At 49.1% G+C, this 23,971-nt stretch carries 20 protein-coding genes; 12 read left to right on the top strand and 8 right to left on the bottom strand.

The features are described from left to right. Positions 1 to 68: 68 nt before the first annotated feature. On the bottom strand, positions 69 to 455 hold the full coding sequence (locus tag HMPREF3192_RS00925; protein ID WP_066304552.1) for a DUF4298 domain-containing protein: 387 nt from the start codon (positions 453 to 455) through the stop codon (positions 69 to 71). Between the two features lie 119 nt (positions 456 to 574). Between HMPREF3192_RS00925 and HMPREF3192_RS00920 the strand changes: the two genes are divergently transcribed. Continuing rightward, complete coding sequence (locus HMPREF3192_RS00920; RefSeq protein ID WP_197414522.1) at positions 575 to 1,288, top strand: HD family phosphohydrolase; 714 nt, start codon at positions 575 to 577, stop codon at positions 1,286 to 1,288. A gap of 79 nt (positions 1,289 to 1,367) precedes the next feature. On the opposite strand, the gene HMPREF3192_RS00915 is transcribed toward HMPREF3192_RS00920, so the two are convergent. Next, on the bottom strand, positions 1,368 to 2,213 hold the full coding sequence (locus HMPREF3192_RS00915) for an SDR family NAD(P)-dependent oxidoreductase (RefSeq protein ID WP_082715515.1): 846 nt from the start codon (positions 2,211 to 2,213) through the stop codon (positions 1,368 to 1,370). 272 nt (positions 2,214 to 2,485) lie between these two features. Continuing rightward, a complete protein-coding gene (gene msrB / locus HMPREF3192_RS07165; protein ID WP_082715514.1) occupies positions 2,486 to 3,502 on the bottom strand; it encodes a peptide-methionine (R)-S-oxide reductase MsrB in 1,017 nt (338 codons plus the stop codon). Between the two features lie 292 nt (positions 3,503 to 3,794). Between msrB and rfbA the strand changes: the two genes are divergently transcribed. From rfbA to rfbB, 3 genes are all read left to right on the top strand, one after another. After that, a complete protein-coding gene (rfbA, locus tag HMPREF3192_RS00905) occupies positions 3,795 to 4,697 on the top strand; it encodes a glucose-1-phosphate thymidylyltransferase RfbA (protein ID WP_066304550.1) in 903 nt (300 codons plus the stop codon). Between the two features lie 95 nt (positions 4,698 to 4,792). Continuing rightward, on the top strand, positions 4,793 to 5,731 hold the full coding sequence (gene rfbD, locus HMPREF3192_RS00900; protein WP_066304549.1) for a dTDP-4-dehydrorhamnose reductase: 939 nt from the start codon (positions 4,793 to 4,795) through the stop codon (positions 5,729 to 5,731). Between the two features lie 22 nt (positions 5,732 to 5,753). Beyond that, a complete protein-coding gene (gene rfbB, locus HMPREF3192_RS00895) occupies positions 5,754 to 6,893 on the top strand; it encodes a dTDP-glucose 4,6-dehydratase (RefSeq protein ID WP_066304547.1) in 1,140 nt (379 codons plus the stop codon). A gap of 6 nt (positions 6,894 to 6,899) precedes the next feature. Here the strand turns inward: rfbB and HMPREF3192_RS00890 are convergent, their stop codons facing one another. The 3 genes from HMPREF3192_RS00890 to HMPREF3192_RS00880 all read right to left on the bottom strand — a co-directional run bounded on the left by HMPREF3192_RS00890 (position 6,900) and on the right by HMPREF3192_RS00880 (position 10,383). After that, positions 6,900 to 9,164, bottom strand: a complete 2,265-nt coding sequence (locus tag HMPREF3192_RS00890; protein ID WP_066304546.1) for a DUF6541 family protein — start codon at positions 9,162 to 9,164, stop codon at positions 6,900 to 6,902. Positions 9,165 to 9,189: 25 nt separating this feature from the next. Next, entirely contained in the window at positions 9,190 to 9,600 is a 411-nt protein-coding gene (locus HMPREF3192_RS00885; RefSeq protein ID WP_066304545.1) for a DUF2304 domain-containing protein, read from the bottom strand. Positions 9,601 to 9,699: 99 nt separating this feature from the next. Further along, complete coding sequence (locus HMPREF3192_RS00880) at positions 9,700 to 10,383, bottom strand: glycosyltransferase (RefSeq protein ID WP_066304542.1); 684 nt, start codon at positions 10,381 to 10,383, stop codon at positions 9,700 to 9,702. A 119-nt stretch (positions 10,384 to 10,502) separates the two neighbouring features. Here HMPREF3192_RS00880 and rfbC point away from each other — a divergent pair, with 119 nt between their 5' ends. Next, a complete protein-coding gene (rfbC, locus tag HMPREF3192_RS00875; RefSeq protein WP_231723320.1) occupies positions 10,503 to 11,237 on the top strand; it encodes a dTDP-4-dehydrorhamnose 3,5-epimerase in 735 nt (244 codons plus the stop codon). Positions 11,238 to 11,315: 78 nt separating this feature from the next. Further along, positions 11,316 to 12,161: a LicD family protein gene (locus HMPREF3192_RS00870; RefSeq protein ID WP_066304540.1), complete on the top strand. Its 846-nt coding sequence runs from the start codon at positions 11,316 to 11,318 to the stop codon at positions 12,159 to 12,161. Between the two features lie 96 nt (positions 12,162 to 12,257). Here the strand turns inward: HMPREF3192_RS00870 and HMPREF3192_RS00865 are convergent, their stop codons facing one another. Further along, entirely contained in the window at positions 12,258 to 13,139 is an 882-nt protein-coding gene (locus tag HMPREF3192_RS00865) for a glycosyltransferase family A protein (protein WP_066304539.1), read from the bottom strand. Positions 13,140 to 13,254: 115 nt separating this feature from the next. On the opposite strand from HMPREF3192_RS00865, the gene HMPREF3192_RS00860 reads away from it, so the two are divergent. The 5 genes from HMPREF3192_RS00860 (at position 13,255) to HMPREF3192_RS00840 (ending at position 19,750) form a co-directional block, all read left to right on the top strand. Next, positions 13,255 to 14,172, top strand: a complete 918-nt coding sequence (locus tag HMPREF3192_RS00860; RefSeq protein WP_066304538.1) for a LicD family protein — start codon at positions 13,255 to 13,257, stop codon at positions 14,170 to 14,172. Between the two features lie 11 nt (positions 14,173 to 14,183). Continuing rightward, positions 14,184 to 15,533: a lipopolysaccharide biosynthesis protein gene (locus HMPREF3192_RS00855; protein WP_156422807.1), complete on the top strand. Its 1,350-nt coding sequence runs from the start codon at positions 14,184 to 14,186 to the stop codon at positions 15,531 to 15,533. Continuing rightward, positions 15,526 to 16,752 carry an acyltransferase family protein gene (locus HMPREF3192_RS00850; RefSeq protein ID WP_082715513.1) on the top strand — a complete coding sequence of 409 codons (1,227 nt, stop codon included), beginning with the start codon at positions 15,526 to 15,528 and terminating at the stop codon, positions 16,750 to 16,752. The genes HMPREF3192_RS00855 and HMPREF3192_RS00850 overlap by 8 nt, the downstream gene beginning before the upstream one ends. Before the next feature lie 70 nt (positions 16,753 to 16,822). Continuing rightward, complete coding sequence (locus HMPREF3192_RS00845; protein WP_066304537.1) at positions 16,823 to 17,866, top strand: DUF1015 family protein; 1,044 nt, start codon at positions 16,823 to 16,825, stop codon at positions 17,864 to 17,866. A 78-nt stretch (positions 17,867 to 17,944) separates the two neighbouring features. After that, positions 17,945 to 19,750 (top strand): aminotransferase class I/II-fold pyridoxal phosphate-dependent enzyme, encoded by a 1,806-nt coding sequence (locus tag HMPREF3192_RS00840; protein ID WP_066304535.1) that lies wholly within the window; start codon positions 17,945 to 17,947, stop codon positions 19,748 to 19,750. Between the two features lie 51 nt (positions 19,751 to 19,801). Here the strand turns inward: HMPREF3192_RS00840 and HMPREF3192_RS00835 are convergent, their stop codons facing one another. Continuing rightward, positions 19,802 to 22,072 carry a DUF6541 family protein gene (locus tag HMPREF3192_RS00835; protein WP_066304533.1) on the bottom strand — a complete coding sequence of 757 codons (2,271 nt, stop codon included), beginning with the start codon at positions 22,070 to 22,072 and terminating at the stop codon, positions 19,802 to 19,804. A 325-nt stretch (positions 22,073 to 22,397) separates the two neighbouring features. Here HMPREF3192_RS00835 and HMPREF3192_RS00830 point away from each other — a divergent pair, with 325 nt between their 5' ends. After that, entirely contained in the window at positions 22,398 to 23,960 is a 1,563-nt protein-coding gene (locus tag HMPREF3192_RS00830; RefSeq protein ID WP_066304531.1) for a DUF3825 domain-containing protein, read from the top strand. Positions 23,961 to 23,971 lie beyond the last annotated feature (11 nt).

The following is a 23,971-nucleotide window of genomic DNA, read 5'->3' as shown; positions in this document are numbered from 1 at the left end:
CACTTTGCGAAACCTGCGCTGGTCATTGCGTCAGCCAAGGCTCGCTCGAGTCAAAGCCGCCACTCGTCTTACATCAAGCTTTCTAAGCGCTCATATAATGCATCTTTTTCGGCAAGAGCATTATAAATGCCATCTTCCGAAAGGACTCCGCGGGGCAAGTCTTTGGGCAATATGCCCCGCTCGTCATCTCGAAAGTCTTTTTGCCACAGCTTGCTGGAATAGTATTCTTCCAACAGTTCGTAGTCAGCCTGAAAATCGCTGTATTCGTCAAGGGCAGCGTTAAGGCGCTCGATACCTGCTGTCAGCCTATTGAGCGCCGCTTCCGTTACTTGGATGCGCTCGCACTGTTCGAGTTCGTCAATGCCATTATCGCCCCAGCTAGAACGACTGTTTGCGACCCTATCAAGAAACTTACGCGCGAAGTGGCTGGCGGTATTTTTGTTATCGTTGAACATATTCACTCCTTATAATGCGTTCCTACAAGAGTTCCAGAGTCCTACGAGAGTCCCGTAGAGAGGCTATTTCACGCCTTATGTATGTCTTATACCATATAGAGTACACTAACGATATGATTATGCAGCAAAATCGCCCAGCCACCAACGAGGAAGAGGCGTATACCATGGTGACGACCTTATCGACAAATCTGACACGAGACGAAGCCTTCGCGTTAGTTAAACAATACAATCAAGAAGAGTTCCACATTGTGCACGCCTTGACGCTGGAGCGTTTGATGCGCTACTTTGCAGCGATTCACGATAAGGACAATATCGAGTTTTGGGGGCAGGTTGGCCTGCTGCATGATATGGACTGGGAGATTTGCGACGGCGACGAGGACCACACCCTGTGTACCGAACGAATTTTGCGCCAGCACGACGTTCCCGATGCCCTGATCCGCGCTATCCAAACACATAACTCGGATTGCAATACTGAGCTGCCCAAACCCGAGCTCAAGATGGAGCGCGTTCTTTTTGCGATTGACGAGACGTCTGGTCTTATCGACGCCTGCGCGCGCCTGCGCCCGTCAAAGTCGTGTCAGGATTTGCCCCTGAGCAGCTTGAAGAAAAAGTTCAAAAACAAAAAGTTTGCGGCTGGCTGTGGTCGTGAGCAAATGACCTTGGGCGCCGAGTATAACAATTGCGATGTCGAAACAATGCTCGCCGCCACGCTTGCCGCCTGCAAAGCGACCGATCCTAGTCGTGAGCAGTGGCTGGCCGAGAACCCCGCGTGGCTGGTCGAGAATCCCGATGAGCGCGATGGGGCATTGCTGGAGATCGCTTCGAAGCTGTGATGTAGCGGTTGCTCATCAGTTGTGCGACCTTACCGATCTTCTCGTCAGCCGCTGGCAGCTAGTGGACAGGCGTCGTAGTTTACAGCGTCGTCCAGCCGCCGTCAACACCCAGTACTTGTCCCGTCGTGTACGAACTCTTATCGGATGCCAAATACAAAAGCGCGGTGTCGAGTTCACCTTCTTGTCCAGGGCGATCCATAGGTGTCATTGCGTGAATCGTCTGCTTAAAGCCCTCGGCCTGCAACATGGCGTGGGTCATCTCGCTGTCAAAATACCCTGGTGCAATGGCGTTAACGGTGATACCGTATTGTGCCCAACCCGCAGCCAGCGCAATGGTGATGCCCTTGACGCCGTGCTTGGCGGTGACGTAGGCGATAAGCTGGTCGCCCGAAATATTTTCGGTCTTCATCGTGACACTCGCATGCACCGATGCCATGTTAATAATGCGTCCATAGCGCTGATTAGCCATGACGCGACCCACCTTTTGAGACATGTAAAAGACGCTGTTCATGTTGGTGTCGATAACGCGCAGCCAGTCGGTTTTTTTCATCTCGAGCGCAGGTGCGGCACATGAAGTTCCTGCGTTATTAACGAGAATATCGATGGTGCCGAAGTCGTTTACGATCTCATCGACGACGCGGTTAATAGCGTCGGTGTCGCTTACATCAAGCAGATAAGCTTGCGCACGCGTGTGGTAGGTCGAGGTGATTTCGTCGCGCAGGGCTTCTAGCTTTTCGCGACGACGCGCGCATAGTGCAACGTCTGCACCTTGTGATGCTAGCACCTTAGCAAAACGACGGCCAAGCCCTGAGGATGCACCTGTGACCAGCGCAACTTTGCCTGTAAGGTCAAAGTAGTTTTGAGACGTTGTGCTGGCGTTTTGTGTTGTTGTCGCTGTAGTGGGGGTCTTCTCGGTAGTTTCCATAGGTGATTCCTTCCTGTGAGCCTTGCCTTGTCATTACTGCTGATTGCAGCGGCGAGTACCACTACGTCTCGCGTCGCGTGCTGATTTTTGTGCAACATCTTGTCGCACGTTGCTCTTCGGGTGCAGATGACAAGGTTTGTACCCATATACACCTGAAACCTATATTACAACTTAAATTTTTCTGAATACCCAAAGATTTGTGAGCGGTGCAAACTTCTCTGTGGCGGTCTACAAATTCACCCGTGATGACCTACAAATCCGTTCGCTGCAGTCTACAAATCTGCAAGATACTGCCCGTAACCTCGCTCGGCCATCTCGGCTTCGGGGATAAACTCCAGTGCAGCACCGTTAATGCAATAGCGCAGACCACCCTTTTGAGCAGGACCATCATCAAAGACATGCCCCAAGTGGCTGTGCGCTCGCGAGCTCGTCACTTCGGTTCGCATCATGCCGTGTGTGGTGTCCATCCTGTAACTTACCTCGCCTGCAGAAAGCGGCTTCGTAAAGCTTGGCCAGCCGCAACCCGCATCGAACTTATCTTTTGACGAGAAGAGCGGTGCTTTGCTAACCACATCCACGTAAATACCCCGCTCGAAGGACTTGTCATAGGGGCTCGAAAAAGGTCGCTCAGTGGCAGCATGCTGTGTTACCTCAAATGCCAACCCCGACACCCGCTGCCGTGCCTCCTCTAGATTCTCAGGCTCATCATAGCTGGGTTCAAGCGGTTGTGTTGCCAACGCCAAGTTGATATGGCAGTAACCACCTGGATTTTTGTCAAGATAATCCTGATGACAATCCTCCGCCGCCACAAAATTATGCAACGGCTCAATCACGATAGCGCTGAGCTGTCCAAGCATTTTTTCTAATGAGAAGATCGCTGTTTGAATGACGGGCACATCCTGTTGGTCAACGTAAAAAATTCCTGTTCGATATTGGCGACCGACGTCATTGCCTTGTCGGTTTACTGCTGTTGGATCAATGATGCGGAAGAAGTGTCGTAAGATTTCTGCAAGGGAGATCTGGTGTTCGTTGTAGTCAAGCTGCAGTGTTTCGGCATGATCGGTGTCTTTTATCTGGGCATAGTCGGTTGTTGTGGTTTTGCCATTGGCGTAGCCAACCCGTGTTGCCACAACGCCCGTGAGCTGCTTGAAATAACCTTGCGTTCCCCAAAAGCATCCCGCCGCCAAGTAAATGCGTTTGATGCTTTGCGTTGGTGTTGCTGGTGCGGATTCTGATGTGTGGTTGGTTTCAGGGCCGTCTGCGCCTGCGCGTGCGTGGTGCCTATCCATGTGATTTTCCTTTCGAGCGTGTGAAGGTGTGTGATACCTTGAGCGTGCTAACATGTGCTTGCTCTAGTCGTACCCAATCCTCGGCAACTACGGTCTTCTTGCCCTCAAATTCCTTGTTATATTTTTGCAGTGGTCGTTTCGCACGGCGAGCGTGCGTATAATGAATCCGATAGTTGATGTGCGCCAATAAGAGCGCTACCATGCGCGCGTATGTGCACCACCATGCGTGCCAACATGATCGCGTATGTGCGCCAACACGTGCGTGTGAGCGAGCTGACAGGAGGAACACGAGGTGAAAGGCATTATTTTGGCGGGTGGTTCGGGTACTCGTTTGTACCCGCTGACGCTGGTCACGAGCAAGCAGCTCCTGCCAATTTACAACAAACCCATGGTGTATTACCCCCTAAGCACACTTATGCTTGCTGGTATACGCGATATTTTGGTGATTTCGACCCCGCACGATCTGCCGAATTTTAAGCAGCTGCTGGGCGATGGATCGCAATTTGGCGTGAGCTTCTCGTACGCCGAGCAGCCACAGCCCAATGGTCTTGCGCAGGCCTTCGTCATTGGCAAAGATTTTGTCGGTGATGACAGCTGTGCGCTTGTGCTGGGCGATAATATCTTTTACGGCAACGGCTTGTCGCAACGCCTGCGCCGAGCGGTTGCGGCTACCAACGAGGGCCGTGCCACCGTGTTTGGCTATCGCGTTGACGATGCCGAGCGCTTTGGTGTCGTCGAATTTGATGCCAACTACAATGCGATTTCGATTGAAGAGAAGCCCGCAGTGCCCAAGAGCAATTATGCGGTGACGGGCCTGTATTTTTACGATAATCGCGTCTGCGATTTTGCCGCGACGGTGCGTCCGTCTGCTCGCGGCGAGTACGAGATAACCGACCTCAATCGCATGTATTTGGAGGATGGTAGCCTCAACGTCGTGACGCTTGGTCGTGGCTTTGCTTGGCTGGATACGGGCACGATGGAGTCGTTGTTCGAGGCGTCTCAGTTCGTGCGCACGGTCGAAAAGGCGCAGGATCTTCCCGTGTCAGTACCCGAAGAAATTGCGTTTGAAAATGGTTGGATTTCTCGCGAGCAGCTTCTGTGCAGTGCCGAGAAGTACGGCAAAAGTGATTACGGTAAACACTTGCAGATCGTGGCAGAGGGAAAGATTGTTCCGAGCCCCACGATGCGCGAGTAAGTACGATGCGTTGGCGCGCGAGTAAGCAAGCTCGCGATCTTTTCGGCATGCAACGGCGTAAAACGACATGAGAGTAAGTATAAGGCGATTGTAGTATGCATATATTGGTAACAGGATCAAAGGGTCAACTCGGCTGTGCCTTTCGGCATTTGTTTACAGCAGGTGCTTCTGAGGTGGGGGTGGTGCCTGATGCGTTGTGTAACGCTGAGGTCGACTATATTGACAGATCTGACGTCGATATAGCCTCTTTTGAAGCGGTGAGCTCGTGGTTTGACGAGCATAAACCCTATGATGTAGTTATTAATTGCGCTGCGATGACCAATGTCGATGGCTGCGATGCCGACCGCAAGGCTGCTTTTGCCGCCAACGCGCAAGGTCCGTATCATCTGGCGCTGGCCTGTGCGCAACAGGGCGCTGCACTCGTTCATGTTTCGACCGACTATGTGTTTAGTGGTACCGAGGAGCGCCCCCGTACTGAGGACGATATTCCGCATCCCATCAGTGGTTACGGCCAGTCAAAATTCGCAGGTGAGGCGCTGGTTCGTGCCACCTGTCCGCAAAGCTATATTGTCCGCACGGCCTGGCTCTACGGCTATGTGGGCAAAAATTTTGTCAAAACCATGCTTTCGCTTGCCCAGACGCATTCGCACATCACGGTCGTTGCCGATCAGCTTGGCAATCCCACGTCCGCCGAGGATGTGGCTTATGCCATCTGTCAGATGCTCACCTGTGGCAAGCCTGGTATTTATCACTGCACCAATGAGGGAACTTGTAGCTGGGCTGAGTTCGCGCAAGCCATCATGGATGAGTTTGGGCGCAGCTGCACCGTGGAGCCCATAAGCTCCGAAGAGTATAAAAAGGCGCATCCCGCAACGGCCGATCGCCCTCATTTTTCGAGTTTAGACAAACGTGCACTTCGTCAAAACTGCCAGCACACGATGCGTTCATGGCAAGAGGCGCTGACAAGCTATGCACATAATTTTAGGAAGTTCGCACGAGATCGTGAGGAACAGCATTGCGAGAATAGCTCGTAAGACCAAGATCGTGAGGAATAGCATGAAAACATATCTTGTAACTGGTGGCGCCGGGTTTATCGGCTCGAATTTTATTCTGTACATGCTCAAGAAGCATACCGACATCACCATCGTGAATGTCGATGCACTGACTTACGCTGGTAATCTCGAAAACCTCAGCTCGGTCGAGCACGATGATCGCTACAGCTTCGAACACGCTGATATTCGTGACGCTGCTGCTATTGACTGCATTTTGGCGCAGTACGACCCCGATGTGGTCATTAATTTTGCTGCCGAGTCGCACGTGGATCGTTCCATTTCGAATCCGTCGATTTTTGTCGATACCAATGTGGCTGGCACGGTCAACCTTTTGAATTGTTGTCGCCGCGCCTGGGAACAGAAGGGCGACACCGGTACCGCTGGCAACGCCGCCTGCACGTCCGCTCCCTACGGTAGCAAGCGCTTTTTGCAGGTCTCGACCGACGAGGTCTACGGCGCGTTGACGCTCGACCACGAGATGAATCCCGACGGCAGCCCCGCGCGCCCGACTGAGGTTTCGTATTTTTATGAAGACACACCCTTGGCTGGTCACAGCCCCTATTCGGCATCGAAATGCTCCGCCGATCTGTTTGTGCGCGCCTACCACTCGACCTACGGCTTCCCAAGTGTGATTACGCGCTGTTCCAACAACTACGGACCTTATCAATTTCCCGAAAAGCTCATTCCGCTAATGATCCACAACGCCTTGCAGCACAAGGAGCTTCCCGTATATGGCGACGGCCTGAATGTACGAGACTGGTTGTATGTCGACGACCATTGCAAGGCCATCGACATGGTTGCCGAGAATGGCCGCTTAGGTGAGGTATACAACGTTGGCGGTCACAACGAGCGATCGAACATCTACATTGTTAAAACCATCATCGAGCGTCTGCAGGAAGTGACGGGGGATAGCGCGATCAACGAGTCGCTCATTCGCTACATTTCCGATCGCAAGGGTCACGACCGCCGCTACGGTATCGACCCCTCGAAGATAAAAGCCGAGCTCGGCTGGGAGCCTGACACGGCCTATGAAGACGGTATCCGTGCAACCATCGACTGGTATCTTGCGCATCAAGATTGGGTGGATCACGTCTGCACAGGTGTATACGCGAGCTACTACGAGCAGATGTACACTGGCCGATAAGCCCTGCTAGTGTATATCCGTGATTTCGTACAGACGCATATCGCCATCGGCGGCAAGAACTTTAAAGCCGGGCGTTCTGTCGCTTATGTGATCAATGCCTGCATAATCGGGCTTGTGGTAGTTTTGCGAGAAGGGGATAAAACCAGGATCTTCCAGCTGTAGCACATAGCGAATGCCTGTTTGCTTGAGCGCTTCGATAACCTCGGGGTGTACCTGGTAGTGCACGAGCTTCTCGCGAATAATGCGTGTTTGTTCGCGTTCGTCCTCAAAGGTGACAGGATGGCGGTACACACAAGGCAGATCTGCAAGACCGTAGGCTATAAAGGAACCATCATAAGGATTATTTGCAACTCCTGCGCGACCACGAGCATTGATTATGTTCGCAGCTTGCTTTAAAAATGCCTGCTCTTTAGAGCTTACTTCGCCAGCTGTATATGTGTAATGACACATTGCCTTGTAGACTTGTGGCGCTGCTTGGTGGTAATACTCAGATGGAAAACGAAGCGTAAGTGCACCTAAAACGACTAGGCATGCTACAGCCGCGGTGGAACATGCGAGCGCCCCTTTGCTTAAAAGCGGGGTGGTGTTTGTGGCGGCGGCGGGTGCGGTGCTTGCCATTGTGTTCAGTTCATCGTTCGGAGTTGTAATGTCTAAAGATGCGTTCTTCTCGTGCTTCTCTTGCATACGGGCAATGAGCTTAGCAACAGCAAAAATCAAATAAGCCATACCAACTGAAGCAAGGAGTATGGATAAAACCCCTGAATTTGCTCCAACGCGTTGATAGTCTGTGTACCAAAATCCCGTGAGAAACCGTTTTCCAACAAGATCGGTTGCCGTAACGTAATAGCACATGCATGCCGATGCAACCCAAGAAAAAGCAAGCCACTGGCATTTGATTTTTCGTACCGCAATCCACAATCCTAAAAAGACTAGAAGCGAAAGTGCTGGTTGTGGCACTTGTAAAAGGTACTTGGGCAATTCGGGTACAAAATTCATACCAAGAATGCTGCGCACTGCCTGCCAGGCATCGGCATACGCTCCCCAATAAAACGCACGTAGGGGGCCTTTCTTTATGAGGAAAAACCATGCGGTAAACCAAAGCGCGCCACAAAAGAGGGTGAATATCGAGGCCGCAAGCTGGCGAGGAATAAAGCGCGCGGGCTTTTTTGGGGAATGCTTGCGAGAGATTCGAGGAAGTGACCACTGAACAGAACCTGTCCAGAGCGCTTGAATATACCATGGTATGACAAAGAGCACGCAACTAAAAAGCGTGGAAGGATGTATGAGTACGAGTGATAAGATACAACAAATAAGCAGCACAAAAAGGCGTAAGCGCATGTGCCATACGTATTGGTTTTTAGTGAGTGCATACTGTATAAATAACCAACAGAGTGCAGGAGCAAGACTCAAGCCGAGGATGTATGGGAACAAAGGTCCAAAGACCAAACAGCTCCAAGGAAAAATAATAAAGAGGCAAGAGATAAGAGCTCCCGACCAACATATGAGCTGCTCCATAAAGCGTGAGGATGTTTCTTGCTTTGTAGTCGTGTGCTCCATACCCATGTGCTTTGTACCAGTGTGTTCCGTAATCATATGTGCCATGGATGCGATGAAGCCCATCATAGAGAGCGGAAAAACCAAACTACACGAAACAGTATTTAAAGCATTTGATGCTATGGCAAAATTGAGATTTATTACGGATCCTATCGAGGCATAAAGCATATTCCAAGTGGCAGGATACACAACTGCGCTGTTTCCTTCCCAGGGGATGTAAGGCATTTCAGATGTAAGATACGAGCTAATGTGAAATGAAGAAAAAATACCATCATTAACCATGGCTCTTGTAGCATTAAAGTGATTGGCCATATCCCAAGCAGGGTTGACGTTATTAGGACTTTCAAGAGAGCTAATAAACAAAAACAAGGTGGCAGTTATGCCACATGCCACGTATGCCAAGGGAAGCAAGGCAGGCATAGCGGGAAGCTTGATGCGAGGAGTTTCGAGTTTGTATGTTTGCACAACAAGCTTTTGTAGTGCAAAAGCAGCCACTATTACGAGAAGGGTCACCGCAGTAAGCTTCGTGGGTGTCAGAGGGATGTGTGCTCTATAAGCGACTTCACCCACAAGAGACATAACGCCTGAGGTCAACAGCGGTGCAATGCTCAGTGCCCAACCACCTCGTATTCCAAAGGTTCGTGCGCAAATGTAACCTGGTACATACAGAAGTAGCGCTCCGTAGAGGTATGCAATAAGAAATATAGTCCAGCCCATACGTATCTATTCTCGTTGTCGTTGACTAGTTGTTACCGGTCTTATCAAGATTTTTATCGAGGCACTTATCGTCGTCCTTCTCGTCACGTCCCGCACACTTGTCGTACGTCGCCTTGTTCGTAAGGGCAATTTCTTGTGCGAGCTGGTGTACCTGGTACTTCAGGCGCGAGATCTCGATCGACGAGGTGAAGACCTTCAGTAGTAGCACGCCGATAATAACCAAAAAGACAAAATTGCTGGTAGAGATAAAGCCAAAAAGACCAGCGGCCCACATCATAATGCTCGGGAACAGTGCGATAAGAATGATAAGGCTGACAAAGCAGGTCCAAAAGAGCGAATCTTCAATTTGGATGCGCGATTTTTTGATGCTTCGCAACACGAGAAGCATGACAAAGACGGCACCAGCAATTAAGAGCAGTCTCAGGGGGAGTGACATAGACAAATCCAATCGGCTTAGTGGAATGTGGTGTGGCTAGCAGACGAGGCGTGGCTTAGCGGAACAGCGCGCACTTTAACAGACGCATAACGCCGCACCTTAGCGGAACCATTGAAATAAAATGATAGACAAGCAGGTTCTGCTCATATAGGCAATGATGCTCTTCAGATTAAAATAGCTCTCGCCACCTTGACGCTCACGCATGACGGTAGGAATTTCTTCAATATGCGCGCCTTTACGAGCAAAAAAGGCGAGGGCGTCGGGTTCGGGAGCTAAATCAAAGCTGTGAGCATAGGCGTTAATGAGCTTGGCGTTAAACATGCGCATGCCACTGGTGGGGTCATAGATTTTAACGTGCGCAAAGAGCTTGATAAGTGCCGAGATCAGCTTGCTTCCCGCGCCGCGTGCACCTGTGGGACGCGTGCCATCGCAAAAACGAGAAGCAATAACGATGTCGGCATTTGTTATTTGCATGTGTTCGTACATGGGCATGATGGATTCGGGGCGATGCTGCCCGTCAGCATCAAATTGCACAACTGCTTCATAGCCGTGACGGTGCGCATACTTCATACCGGCTTGGAAGCCACTCGAAAGCCCGCAGTTGATGGGCACGTTAAGGTAATTAAAATGCTCACGGCGGCAAATATCAGCGGTATTATCGCGAGAACCATCATTAATGACGAGGTAGTCGATGTTGGGACAACACGCCGTCAACTCCTCAATCGTGTTTTTAATGCATTGTGCCTCGTTGTAGGCAGGCACGATGGCTAAAATGTTTACCATAACACTCCCATGTATTGCTATAACCATCTAAATATAGCATACCTGTGCCGTAAATGCGCAGCTGGCGCTTCCGTGCTACCATGCTTGAGGAGCTTATCGGGGGCCGAAAGGAACATACTATGCCAGATATGCAAACCTCTCCACAAATTATGACAAATGTCGTGCCGAGAAGGTCGTCGAGCGGTACGTTGGATGACGCTACGGCCGACGTGACGACTGCCGAGTCGGGCGCCTCGAATGACGTGTCGACCGCCGCACCAAGCGTCACGTCGGGCAATTTTACCTTTACACACACGGGCATCGAGGGCGTCATACTGGTTGAGGTAAAGCAGTATGCCGATAAGCGCGGCTATTTTATGGAAACCTACAAACGCACAGATTTTGAAGCGGGCGGTATTCTCGCCAATTTTGTGCAAGACAATCAATCGAGCTCGACGAAGGGTGTGCTGCGTGGATTGCATTTTCAGATAGCGCATCCTCAGGCCAAGCTCGTGCGTGTCGTGCGTGGTCGCGTCTTTGATGTGGCCGTTGACCTGCGCCGCAACTCAGCTACCTTTGGCAAATGGGTGGGCGTGGTGCTTTCGGAAGAGAATCAGCGCCAGTTTTTTATACCGCGCGGCTTTGCCCACGGCTTTTTGGTTTTGAGCGATGCGGCCGAGTTTTGCTATAAATGTGACGATGTATATCATCCTGGTGATGAGGGTGGCTTGATGTGGAATGATCCAGACATTGCCATTAGCTGGCCTGCGCTTGACGGCGACGCAAGCTTCGACGAGCAGAAGGCAATCCTTTCCAAGAAGGACACGAAGCACCCGTCACTGGCCGAGCTTATCGCGCAGCAAGACGTCAAGTAGCGCCGTGCCCCACCAGGTAGCATCGCAAACAATACCAAAGAAAATACCAGCTAATAATAGGTAATAGGAGTTTTACGTATGAAAGAATATGACGACGAGACACTGCATCACGTGCAACGCCTTGAATTGATGATTTTAAAAGATTTTATCAAGGTGTGCACTGAGCATAATCTGACATATTTTGCTTATGCAGGCACTGGCCTTGGCGCGCTTCGTCACAAAGGATTTATTCCCTGGGATGATGACATTGATGTGTGTCTTCCTGCGGCCGATCACGATAAAGTCCTGCGGATATTCGAAGAGCAGTACTCCGATAAATACGAGGTCATTAACGCTCAAAAAAATCCTCAGTACCCGCTGCCCACGTCGCGCATCATGATTAAGGGCACACAGTTTTGTGAGGAAGCACTGAGGGATTTGCCCCTTGATCTCGGGATTTTTTTGGACGTGTATTCGCTTGATACGGTTAGTGAGGGCGAGAAGGCCTTCCGTAAGCAAGCTCGTCGCGCTTGGTTCTGGTCACACTTGCGTTTGCTGAAGCTCATCCCGCGACCCTTTATTGTGTTCCATGGTTGGAAAGGGCGTCTTATAAAGGCAGCAACCTATACGGTTGGTACCTTGGTGTCGCTGTTGCCTATTTCGCTTGAACGTTGCGTTGCCAAAGAAATGCAAGTGCGCCGCATGCATGCCGATAAACCTTGGAAGCGTGTCGCCTATATGTGCGACACCTTGCCATATGATTCATCGTGGACCTATGATGAGGTGTTTCCTTTACAGCAGCTTGAATTTGAAGGTATGAAGGTCAACTTCCCTGCAAATCTTCATGAGCATCTCACGAAGTTTTACGGCGATTATATGCAGTTGCCCCCCGTTGAGCAGCGGAAGAACCATTATCCTGCACGTCTTGATTTTGGCACCTGGTAATACGTGCACCGACAGCACTTGATTAAAAGCTTAATTAAGAGTTCATTATTACGAGACGCAAATAGTAGGTAGCTATATCTAACCGCAGTTACTCGTTTACCTGCGGTTACTTTTTTGTCCCTTTTTGTAGACCACATTAATGAGGCGCGCAATAGGGCGAGGCCAAAACTTTGCGAGCATTTCGAAGTCTTCGTCTTCACGGGCATGATTTTGTATCAGGCGAGAGGTCTCCGACTCTTCATGGATACGGTGACACATCTCAATGGTTGGATTGTATACAAAGGCTCCAGGAAGTTTGGCAATCATAAGCCAGGTTTGCCAATCAAGGTTACTACCAAAATGCGCGTCAAAAAATTCTTCCCGTCCAAGCTTGTCTAAGGTTGTACGCAAAAGCGTAATGGAAGGACAGCAAATAGGGTTTCCCAGCCCCAATATGGCAGTGCGCACCCAACGCCAACAAGCAAAAAGCGAAACGCGCAGAGGAACAAGCATCAGGCGTTTAATGCGTAGTAACTTGTTGTGAGTAATTTCGTACCCGTCGCGAAGCTCAGCGTAGTTCGTAAAATACAGCAGCGGCTCTTTATGTGTCGACGGCTCGTTGTGCTGCACGCCTTCTGTTTGTGTCTCGTCGGTCTTCTCGGCAGCTTTATTAAGCACGGCAAGCATATCAGCGGTATAACTGGGCTTATACACATCATCTTGGTGGGCGATGGTCACGAGTTTTGTGCTCGTTTGTGCAACACCAAAGTTCCAGTCGCCCGCAATACCGTGATGTGGCCCCTGATTGATATACAGGGGGATCTCAAACTCACCGCAGAGCTTCTCTATGGATTTATTGGGGGTCGACGTGACGAGAATAACGCGGGAAGTTGTGGTTTGCCCTACGAGCGATTCGATACATTGACGCAGGTATTCACTTTGTTTGTAGGCACACACAACAAAGGTATGATCGTGCGGCGTATATACAGCTTGGTTCATCGTAGGCGTTTGTCTCCATCACTATATGGCGTTCACATTTATATAATAGTATATAGTGCTTGTGTTCAAGAACGATGTGCAATCTTTTGCATGATTACTATGAAAAGTTGGTAGCATGGCATACAAACAGTACGAAGACCCAGCTGAACTACGTAAATTGCAGCTCGTTACGACTGACATTCTTGGAGAATTTGACAGAATTTGTCAGCAGCTTAACATTCCTTATTTTGCGTATGGTGGCACCGCTATAGGTGCCGTGCGTCATAAAGGTTTTATCCCCTGGGATGATGACGTTGATATTGCATTGTTTCGTGAGGACTATGAGCGCTTTATGAGTGAGGCACCCGCGATTATGGGCGATGAGTTTGTGCTTGTTAGTGGGCGCAATGAGCCATTTTTCCCCGCCTGTAATGCAAACTTTTCCCTCAAAGGGACTCTCTGTGTGCCTGAAGAATTTGATAACTGCCCGTTTCAATATCCCATAGGCATTGGGCTCTTTGCACTGGATAAACCTTCGCGTGATGCACGGATTTTCCGTGCGCAAAAACGCGCTTGCTGGTTTTGGGCTCGCTTGGCCTTTTTGCGCGCAACGCCACGCCCGCATATACAAGCAGCACAGCCTTGGCGTAGTCTGGCGCAAATTGTCTGCTATGTTGCATATGGTTTGATGAAGCTGTTCTGCGTTTCTCCCTTGTGGATTCATGAACAGTGGGAAAGATCTGCTCGTCGAGCAGAACAAGAGGATGGCAATCTATACGTTGACTTTATGGATCGCAATCCGTTGGCATGGGCTTCTCGCCCAGATGAGGTGTATCCCGCTATACGCGCACCGTTTGAGCACATTGTCATAAATCTTCCTAAGAATTATGACGAGCAACTCACACGCGGTTACGATGACTACATGGAGCTTCCGCCGCTTGATGATCGCAAAAATCACTATCCCTCAAAGCTTGATTTTGGATCCTATGTGACACGCGACGTTGCTGACGCTGGCTCCGATGCGGCTCGCGACGCTGACGACACGACTCATTAAAGGAATTACGAGTGCAGATTGAACAAAGTGCTTCTCAACTAAAAAAGAATTATCTTTGGAATACCGTGGCGTCGTTTACCAACGCCTTGTCGAGCGCCTGCCTGCTTCTTGCCTGTGCGCGCATCTTGGGTACAGTTCCCGCTGGGATTTTTTCGTTGGCCTTTGCGCTTTCGCAGCAATTCCAGGTCATCGGTCACTTTGAAATTCGTTCATTTCAGGCAACCGACGCCGAAGAACGTTTTTCGTTTGCAACATATCTAGGCGCACGCTATCTTAGCTGCGGCTGCATGGTGCTTGCGATTGTGGCCTACACGTTGGTTATGAGGGGCTTCAGTGCCGAGACGCTTACTATCATGTTCATTATGCTCTTGCGCGTGTTCGATGCATTTGAAGATGTCTTTCATGGCATGTTTCAGCAACGAGGACGTTTGGACATTGCAGGTAAGGCATTCTTCTTCCGCGTCCTGTCGATGATGCTCGCGTTTTGCGTTGTGGCAGCTCTAACCCTTGATTTGACCTCGAGCGCTATAGCAGCGCTGGCGGCTTCGGCACTAAGCTGCTTTGTTTGCAACATTATTCCAGCACGTCGTTTTGTGAGCCTCAAACCGTCCTTTAGTTTGATCGATATTCGCCAGCTGCTATGGGCATGCTTCCCGCTGTTTTGTGGCTCATTTATGCTCATCTACATCACCAACGCTCCTAAGTATGCCATTGACGCCTATCTTAATCCCGAGTTTCAGGCGTTGTACTCCTACATTTTTATGCCTTCGTTGGTCATTAATTTGTTGAGTGGTTTTGTCTTTAAGCCGCTTTTGTCCGAAATGGCAGCAACGTACAAAAACCATCAGATCACGCGTTTTATGAGCATCATTACCAAGGGCTTCGTCGCGGTGGGTATTGCTACTGCGTTTACCATGGTCATCGCTTGGTTTTTGGGCACGCCTGTCTTAGGGATCCTGTATGATACGGAGCTCGATTCATACACCTTCGAGCTCATGGTCCTTTTAGCGGGCGGTCTCTTCAATGCTTTGGGCATCATTTTGTACTATGGTATCGTGACCATGCGTCATCAAAAAGTAATTTATGTTGTGTACGGCGCGGCCTGTACGTTTTGCTATGCTGCATCGCATTTAGTGCAGCAATATAAGCTTTTGGGCGCAGCCGTGCTCTATGACGGTGCTATGTTCGTGTGCGCGCTGGGCTTTTTGTGTGCGCTCGTATATTTCTTACATAAGGACAACCGCGCTTACGAGAAGATCGCGGATGCCGATATCAACCACGCTGCCGAGAAGGGCGCGAATGACGAGGATTTTGTCAGTAACGCCAACGACAATCTTTTGAATGAGGATGCAGATGCATAAGTTGAACTCCTCTGATTTTGCGAGATCCGACTCTACGGCGTCTGCCAATACGCAGCCTGCAACTGCGCAATCTGCCGCCAGCACTCGCTCGCGCAGCGTAGCATTGCGTGAAGTGTGCTATTCTCGGCATAATAACCTCAACTTGATACGTTTTATTGCAGCGTTAGCCGTCATTTTTTCGCATTCGTTTAGCGTGACGCAAGGCGCCAATAGTCCAGCTACTTTTCTCGATCAACTAACAGCCGATCGTCTAAGTTTTGGCGGACTAGCAGTCGGGATTTTCTTTTTGTATAGTGGCTTTTTGATTGCGAAGAGTTGCGAGCGACACGCAAGCTTTGCTGAGTTTTTTAGAAAGCGCGTGCTACGTATTTTTCCTGAGCTGCTGGTATGCGTCATTGCCTGCGTCATTATCGCGGGCTTCTGCCTGAGTTCCTTGGGTGCTGTGCAATTCTTTACGAATCTTCTGACGTATAAGTATCTGCTGAATGCCTGCCTTATTCCCGTGCACAGCTTGCCAGGTGTCTTTGAGACAAATCCATATCCCGCAGTAGTCAATGCGGCGCTATGGACCCTCCCTGTTGAATTTGTCTGCTATGTGTTTTGCTATGCGTTGTATCGCTTGACTGCCTTTGACCCAAAGCGCATGCTCGTATTCTCGCTCATTCCATCGGCGGCACTCGCAGCATATATCGTAGTGGGACACAATTTTATGCTCAGCGCGGTGCGTGCCGTTCTTGAATTCTATATCGGTGTGCTGCTCTGGTCGCTGAAGGGCAGCATAAAACTCAATATATATGCTGCGAGCTTCGCTGGTCTTCTCTTCATCGGCTTATGTGTGACTGGATATGATTTAGCGGCAATGCTTATCGCTTTTCCGTATCTTTGCCTGTGGTTTGGGTGGGGCACGCGTCACATATATGATTCTTTTTCTGCGAAGCAAGACTATTCGTACGGCATCTTTTTGTGGGGATTTCCCGTGCAGCAAACTTTGGTCTGGCTGTTTATGAATCATGCGGGAGCGCCCATGCCATTTTGGTTGAATACGTTGCTTTCGTGGGGGATAGCTGCGGAGCTTACCTGGCTTACGGCTCAGTTTTTACGCGCACTGAATAGTGTGAGTAACCGTCTGCGGTCCGTCGACACGACACAGTCACAGCACCCGTCCCAGCCACATCGACAACACCCGCAGCAGCCACAACGCCCACCCCAGTCACATTAATCACATCACCCACAAGTCTGATTTGCTAGAATGCATAAGGTAAAGTGTAAACACCTGAGGAGAACCTCGTATGAAATTACGCGCGCTGGATAACGCATATCTTAATGTGAGCGGCAATCGCTATGATCCCGACTTTATAAATTTAAGCGTCATTACAAACGATAAGACCACCCTCGACGAGCGCGTGATGTTCTTATCGGAAGCACAAAAAGAGATGTTCAATCACGACATCATCAAGGGTTATAAAACAGCGGTCTTTGTGACCAAAATCGAAGATCGCTATGCCTTGGTTGCCGACATCGACATCAATGAATACAAGCAGGGCAACGTTAAGACGCACGAATTGGTGATTCCCGACACCATCCAAGGTATGCTTGCCAATTTTAATGTCTATAACACCGAGGTACAGCCCATATTGTTGGTACATAAGCCGCATATTCCGCTCAGGGAGTACGTCCGCGAGGTTGCGAGCGATGACTTTTTTGAGTGTCAGGGTATCCAAATTTACGTTTATTGTGACGAGAAGGCCGACGCTCTGTTAGCTAAATACCAGGATATCGACCACATGTATGTGGCTGACGGTCATCACCGTCTGTATTCAACTTCCATTTTGAAGCATAAAAAATCGATGCTGTCGTGCTTTATGAACATTGATGACACCACGATTTATCCTATTCACCGCATTTTGCGCAATATCGATGCCGTAAAGTTTGACTTTGCCAAAAAACTCTTCCAGTGTAAAAACATGCTTGTTGAAGCCCCCTGTGTCGAGAAGAACATTGTCAAGATCAGCTATCAAAACGAAGTGCTCTACGTAAAATTGATTAATGTAGCGGATGATGAGTTTTGGAATAACGACGTTCTGCGACTCAATACACAGATCCTTACCACGGCATTTCGCATTAACAATTTTTCGGATCTGTCGTTTGTGTCTGGCTATGACTTTGAACAAGGGAATTACATCTTAGAAAAGCATGATGTGCTGTTGGAAGTTTCGGCCGTTACGCCGTCCGAGTTCATCGATTTTATCGACCTCGACCTCATGATGCCTCCAAAATCGACTTGTTTTGAACCAAAGTTTCCGTCGTTTTTGATTATGAAAAAATACAAGTAGGCTACAAGACTCCAGGTAAAGGACACCATAACAGGACACAGGATATTCTCGAGAGCAATGCTTGCGTAAGGAGCAATAATGCAAGGACTGATATTAGCAGCAGGTATGGGAAGCCGCCTGAAGCACTTAACGCAAAATCAAACAAAGAGCATGGTTGAAGTCAACGGTGTTTCTCTAATCAAGCGCATGCTCACACAGCTGTCTGCGCTTCCTTTGGAGCGCGTCATCATTGTGACGGGCTATGAGGCTCAAAAATTCGAGGCATATATCAATGACCTGCAGCTCGATATTCCCATAACCTATGTGCATAATGACATTTACGACACAACGAATAACATTTATTCGCTTTACCTTGCAAAAGACGAGATGCTCAAAGACGACACGATTTTGCTTGAGTCGGATTTAATCTTTGATGATGCGCTTCTCACGAATTTGCTTGCCGATAAGCGACCTAATTTGGCAGTCGTTGCTGCTTACGAACCTTGGATGGATGGGACCTGCGTCGAGCTCGACGATCAGGATTGCATCACTAAATTTATCCCTGGTTCTGAGTTCGACTTTAATCATACACAGCGCTACTTTAAGACGGTGAACGTCTACAAGTTCTCGCGGGACTTTTTGAAGAGTTGCTATTTTCCGTTTATGGAGGCGTATCTTTCTGCGTCAGGAACCAACCAATACTACGAGCGCGTACTTAAAAGCATTATTGAGCTTGATAGTTCGCTTGTTCGAGGCAAGCGTATTGCTTGCGAGAAGTGGTACGAAATTGATGACGAGCAGGACCTCGACATTGCCTCATCACTGTTTTGTGAGCCTGCTGAGCAGCTGCAAAAGATGTTTAGTCGCTACGGCGGCTACTGGCGCTATCCCAAGGTTTTGGACTTTTGCTACCTTGTTAACCCTTATTTCCCTCCACAAAAACTTGTTGACGAGCTCAAAGCGAGCTTTACGACGTTGCTGACGCAGTATCCGTCGGGAATGGGTGTTAATTCGCTGCTCGCAGCAAAGAATTTTGGCGTTCGTCAAGAAAATATGGTCGTTGGCAATGGCGCTGCCGAACTCATAAAATCACTGATGGATACGACCGACGGGGCTGTTGGTTTTATCCGCCCAACCTTCGAAGAGTATCCTAATCGCTATCACGCGAGCGAGTCGATTTCGTTTTACCCAGCGAACGACAACTACTCTTATACGGCCAACGATGTCATGCAATTCTTTGACGATAAGACCATCACGACGCTAGTGCTTGTCAATCCCGATAATCCGACGGGAAATTACATCCCCAAGGCTGACATGCGTAGGCTTATAGCCTGGACTAAGCAGCGTGGTATTAGGTTTATTTTGGACGAGTCTTTTGTCGACTTTTCTGATGAGCTTGATGCAAGCTTTATTGAGCAAGACATCCTCGAGAAAAATCCGCAGCTCTTTGTCGTTAAGAGCATTTCGAAGTCGTATGGTGTTCCGGGCTTGCGTCTTGGTGTGCTAGCCTCAGGAAACACGCAGGCGATAGCTGCCATAAAAAAGGATGTTTCTATTTGGAACATCAACTCATTTGGCGAGTATTATTTGCAAATTGCCGAGAAGTACAAGAAGGACTATCAAAAAGCACTGGTATCGATCCGCGCTGAGCGCGCTCGTTTTGAGGCAGCGCTTGCTGCTATTGAGGGGCTGCGCATCATTCCTTCGCAAGCGAACTATGTCATGGCAGAACTTATTGGTAACATGAGCACTGAGCAGCTCAGTGAAGTTCTTCTGACAACATACAACATCCTCATTAAGGATCTGTCGCACAAAATGCATGGTAAGAAATATGTGCGTCTCGCGATTCGAAATAAAGCAGACGACAATCGACTGTTAGAGGCACTCAAAAAGGAAGTCTTTTAGGTCTGAGGGATCAAATTTAGGGATATAAGTCTTGGTATTTGGGCGGCGCCATCAATTTTTAGTGGCGTCGCCATTAGTTTTATCGTCGTCGTTATTAATTTTAGGGATTTTGATCCTGTACAGCCGCATATCGCCCTCTTCAAGCACGAGCTCATAGGCGGGGGTGTCCTTTTTCACCCGATCAATACCTGCGAAGTCATATGGCATATATGTTTCTGCCAGACTTGCATCTTTGCGGATGTTGCCTCTCAGTTGTATGAGATAGTGGGCTTGTATCCATTCACATGAGTCCTGTACCTTGTAATTTGTTGCAAGATTATGAGCCTCGCTACGGATTCGTGCAAAACCAGGCCGCTCATAACTACCTTCAGCTGTTTCAAGAGTATGAGGATAACGCCAAAAGACATTCATGTCGCAGAGACCATAGGCCAAAACGCTTCCGTCATAGGGGTTATTGAGGACAACGTCATTTTTAGTGATTTGCTTGGCCCGTTTAAGAAAATCAAGCTTTGCGCTATTCAGAAAACGATTGTCATGCGTGCCCATAAATATCACTTTGATATTGGTGAATGGCGCCGACAGGGGAGGAAATGTTTCTCCCTTGGGCCATTTGGGTCCTCCGGGCAGCACAATAAGCGTATGAGCAGCGAGGACAAGAATGCAGACCACGAAAGAAGTTGCCTTCACCAGAAACGCTTTTTGAGCGTTGGCGCTTTTCTTGCCGTTACCCTTCTTGGCAATGTCATTGATCTTCTTGCCAGCGCGGTTCTTAAGACGCTTCGCGACGAAGTTCTCGACAACATCGATCAGGTTGTCGAGGCCCAAGCCCAAAAGAGGCATAGCACAGATAATGGCCAGCGCAGCAAGGCGATAGGGGTCGGTGTACCAAAAGCTTCCGAGCAGACCTTTGAGCGCGCCGTCATAACTGATCATAAGGATGCACAAAAAGGCGAGATACGCAAAGGATACGATTAAAAAGCGCCCGCGCTGCAGTTTAATGGCTTTCCAGGCGCCCATGATGAAAAGCAGCGTTAGTACTGGTTGAGGAACCACAAACCAGCTGCTTTGAAGTCCTGTCCCGACAAACTCAAGTAAAAGTAGCTGTGCGAGTGCCTGTGGAACGGTGGTATAGGATTTCCACCAAAAATTGAGTGCATGTTTCCCCAAGACGAGCACATAATAGCAACCAGCCCACGCGAGGAGCACCACTGCAAAAAAGGCGATGCTTAAAAAGACGGGGCGCACGCCTTTTTGAATGATAGCGAGCTTTCGATGCGTGCGGGAAATGCGTGCCATGCACCAAGGCGTCATAATGATAACGCAGGCAAAAAATGATGAGGTATGCAGCAAAACAAGGCAAATACCAGCCAAAATAAAGCACATCCCTAAGCGCCACAACTCCGAGAGCGGAGTTTTTGACCTGGTAAGATGCATAAATATCCAAAAGACGGACGGCATCGCACAGCAGGCAATAATAAAGGGATACAGCGGTCCATACACAAGCAGCGTCCACGGAAAAATGCAAGATATGCCACAGAGAAGCGATGTTAGGCGTAACGCACGATCTTCTTGGGCGAAAGCCGAGCGTACAAAAAGCATCATACTTAACGGATACACGAGCGCGCAGGCAATATAATTCAACGCATTAGCAGCGATGGGCAGCGTGGTGCCGCCAAACTGCGCGATGTAGGCGCACAAAATGTTCCAGCCGCTTGGGTAAAAACCGTACGGGACACTCGATGGATTTAAAAACGCTTCGGCTGCGCTGTAGTACGAAGGGTTCAGCGAGGTATAAGCGCCGTTGTGGATCATGGTTTGCGTGAAGTTGAGGTGCGCAACAATATCCCAACCATGTGCAAGATTCTCGGGATTTTTCAAAGGGAACAAAAAGAAGCAAATCGCCGAGATTGTGCCCGCGACAAGGTAGTACAGCAGGGTACGTGCTGGTATTTGGGGGAGTGACGAGAAGATCGTTTGTTGCTCCGCTCTAGTTGTTTGCGCAGCGCCTCGCATTGAGCTTTGCATGGCGCCTTGCGTGATGTCCCGTGTGCAACTTTGCGTGCGCATGATCAGGAATATGCAAACAGCACCAAATGCCGTCAGCACCGCAGTAAGCGCAAATGGCATAGGGTTGATATGCAAGCACGCAAAAATCTCGGATAGGCAAAAGATGCAAGCACCACTTATAAGCGGTGCTGCTCCTATAGCCCACATGCGAGGTATACGAAGCGCACGAAGAACGAGAAATCCAGGAACAAAAAGCAGTATCATACCCACAGCAAGCGCTTGTAAAAACTGTATCCAGAGGCAGGTGATGTGCAACAAAAGCTCCCTATCTATGTACGACGTAAAACATCCTAGATTATAGGGCATAGACCGCTTGTTGGTGCAGTTTGTGTCTTACTTACGGTAGATACTAGCGTTACAAGCGTTCGTCTGGGGTACAAGCCTCGTCTGGGGAGCAAGAGCCCGCAAGCTAAAGAGGGAAGCATCTTATGATAAAAGCATTAGTAGCATTTTTCTTGGCAACGGGTACCATAAATTCACCTTGCGTGTAGCACTTTTGATTTTACGCACCCGCAAACGATATAATTCTTTTGACGAGTTAGTCGATGAGGCTAAAGCAGAACACCAAAAAGAGGTAAACGTGTTTCAATTTGATCAGATTACAGATAACAACTTGAGTAATGAACAACTAAATGACGTGTCTTTGGATGATGAGCAAGTAAGTGATGCCACGCTAAGTGACGAGCAGCTGAACAACGAGCAAGTAAGTGATGCAGCGCTGAGTGATGCGTATCTGAGCAACGACGACTTGAGAGGTCGTCTGTTAGAGATTGCGACAAGTCTGCAAAAAACGCCAGATACTTGGATTAATTTGGTGCAGATTGGCACAGAGCTTATCCAGAAGAAGATAAGCTATCGTGATTTTGGGTTTGCTAAGCTACGTCCCTTTTTGGAAAGTTTTGACGATACGTTTGAGTTTTACGTAAAAGCAGAGCCAGGTAAAACTCCTGTGTATTTCTTACGGCCACGTGGAAGTGATTCTTCTCGCGAAAATGCGTATGAAAATGCGTATTCGGGAAGCGCCTATTCCGAAAACGAGTCTCGCAACGACGCCGATCTTCTCGCCAGCGCGTATTCAGAGAACGATCGTCGCGACAACAACTACCGTGACAGCAGCTACCGCGACAACGGTCATCGCGAGAAATTCCCCACGGTGCATTCGTGGCTCACAAAGTGGGCGTTTATTCACTACGATAAGTATCCAAGTCTTGCTGGGATGGCGCTGCCAGAACGTTGGTATTGCGGAGAAGATCCTGAGGTAGACGACGAGTATCAGCGCTATGCCCTTCTCCGTAATTATTTGAATTACACCTTTTTGCGCCTCGTGTACGAGCGCAAAGTGCTTATCAAGAAGGATCTCGAGACAAACGAGGAATACGCCGCTTTTAATACGGGGTTGGTCGATCGCAAGTACAATGACATTTTTGCACTCTTCAAAAAGAGTGACATCCTGGATAAAGAGAATTACTGGTATTTGATTGATTTTGTTGTTGCGGGCGAAGACGCAGGTAAAACGCTTGTTCGGGTCTTTAATCCACTGCCCGCACGTGCCAACTATTTTGGTAAAAACCTGCAGAACATGCTCTACGATACCAGTACGGGCGATCTTTCATGCGACTATCAGCACATTATTATCGAGCGCTTGTATCGTTTTCCCGTGCCGTTTTTAAAGAAGTGCTGCCCGCCCGAAATGCGGCAGATTGGCGACATGGATATAGATGACGCCTACGATTTGTCTGCTCCGCTTGCCGAGCGAAAAGCATACTTTGAGGAGCTTGCGCAGCGCATTGACGCCAACAACCAGAGTTTTAACTGGATCAAGAATCGTTTGGAATACGCGATCAAAATGGCGCTCAAGCGGGTAGAATGGAATTATAAGACGGCCATTCCTATGTACAACCCAAAGTATAAAAAGGTGCAGCTTCTTTTACCGCTTTCGTTGCTTGACGAGAATAAAGTGGACTTGGCGCTCGTGGTGCAACGCTATCTTTCGGGGGCGTACCAAGGGGAGACTATTTTGCCGTTAGATCGCGCGTACGGCAACAGTCGCTTGGTTACAAGACCCGATAGTGATTGGTTGAAGACCGAGGGCATTCACCTCAGCGAGGATGGCGTTGATGATGACGAGAATATCGACGACTAAAGATGCTCCTT

Source organism: Atopobium deltae (genome assembly GCF_001552785.1).
In the GTDB taxonomy this organism is placed as follows: Bacteria; Actinomycetota; Coriobacteriia; order Coriobacteriales; family Atopobiaceae; genus Atopobium; species Atopobium deltae.
The sequence above is the reverse complement of the archived record's forward strand: the minus strand, read 5'-3'. Positions and strand labels throughout refer to the sequence as shown.

Coding starts and splice junctions, on each gene's coding strand:
- HMPREF3192_RS00925 (WP_066304552.1), bottom strand. CDS start 455: ATGTTCAACGATAACAAAAATACCGCCAGCCACTTCGCGCGTAAGTTT.
- HMPREF3192_RS00920 (WP_197414522.1), top strand. CDS start 575: ATGCAGCAAAATCGCCCAGCCACCAACGAGGAAGAGGCGTATACCATG.
- HMPREF3192_RS00915 (WP_082715515.1), bottom strand. CDS start 2,213: ATGGAAACTACCGAGAAGACCCCCACTACAGCGACAACAACACAAAAC.
- msrB (WP_082715514.1), bottom strand. CDS start 3,502: ATGGATAGGCACCACGCACGCGCAGGCGCAGACGGCCCTGAAACCAAC.
- rfbD (WP_066304549.1), top strand. CDS start 4,793: ATGCATATATTGGTAACAGGATCAAAGGGTCAACTCGGCTGTGCCTTT.
- rfbB (WP_066304547.1), top strand. CDS start 5,754: ATGAAAACATATCTTGTAACTGGTGGCGCCGGGTTTATCGGCTCGAAT.
- HMPREF3192_RS00890 (WP_066304546.1), bottom strand. CDS start 9,164: ATGGGCTGGACTATATTTCTTATTGCATACCTCTACGGAGCGCTACTT.
- HMPREF3192_RS00885 (WP_066304545.1), bottom strand. CDS start 9,600: ATGTCACTCCCCCTGAGACTGCTCTTAATTGCTGGTGCCGTCTTTGTC.
- HMPREF3192_RS00880 (WP_066304542.1), bottom strand. CDS start 10,383: ATGGTAAACATTTTAGCCATCGTGCCTGCCTACAACGAGGCACAATGC.
- rfbC (WP_231723320.1), top strand. CDS start 10,503: ATGCCAGATATGCAAACCTCTCCACAAATTATGACAAATGTCGTGCCG.
- HMPREF3192_RS00870 (WP_066304540.1), top strand. CDS start 11,316: ATGAAAGAATATGACGACGAGACACTGCATCACGTGCAACGCCTTGAA.
- HMPREF3192_RS00865 (WP_066304539.1), bottom strand. CDS start 13,139: ATGAACCAAGCTGTATATACGCCGCACGATCATACCTTTGTTGTGTGT.
- HMPREF3192_RS00860 (WP_066304538.1), top strand. CDS start 13,255: ATGGCATACAAACAGTACGAAGACCCAGCTGAACTACGTAAATTGCAG.
- HMPREF3192_RS00850 (WP_082715513.1), top strand. CDS start 15,526: ATGCATAAGTTGAACTCCTCTGATTTTGCGAGATCCGACTCTACGGCG.
- HMPREF3192_RS00845 (WP_066304537.1), top strand. CDS start 16,823: ATGAAATTACGCGCGCTGGATAACGCATATCTTAATGTGAGCGGCAAT.
- HMPREF3192_RS00840 (WP_066304535.1), top strand. CDS start 17,945: ATGCAAGGACTGATATTAGCAGCAGGTATGGGAAGCCGCCTGAAGCAC.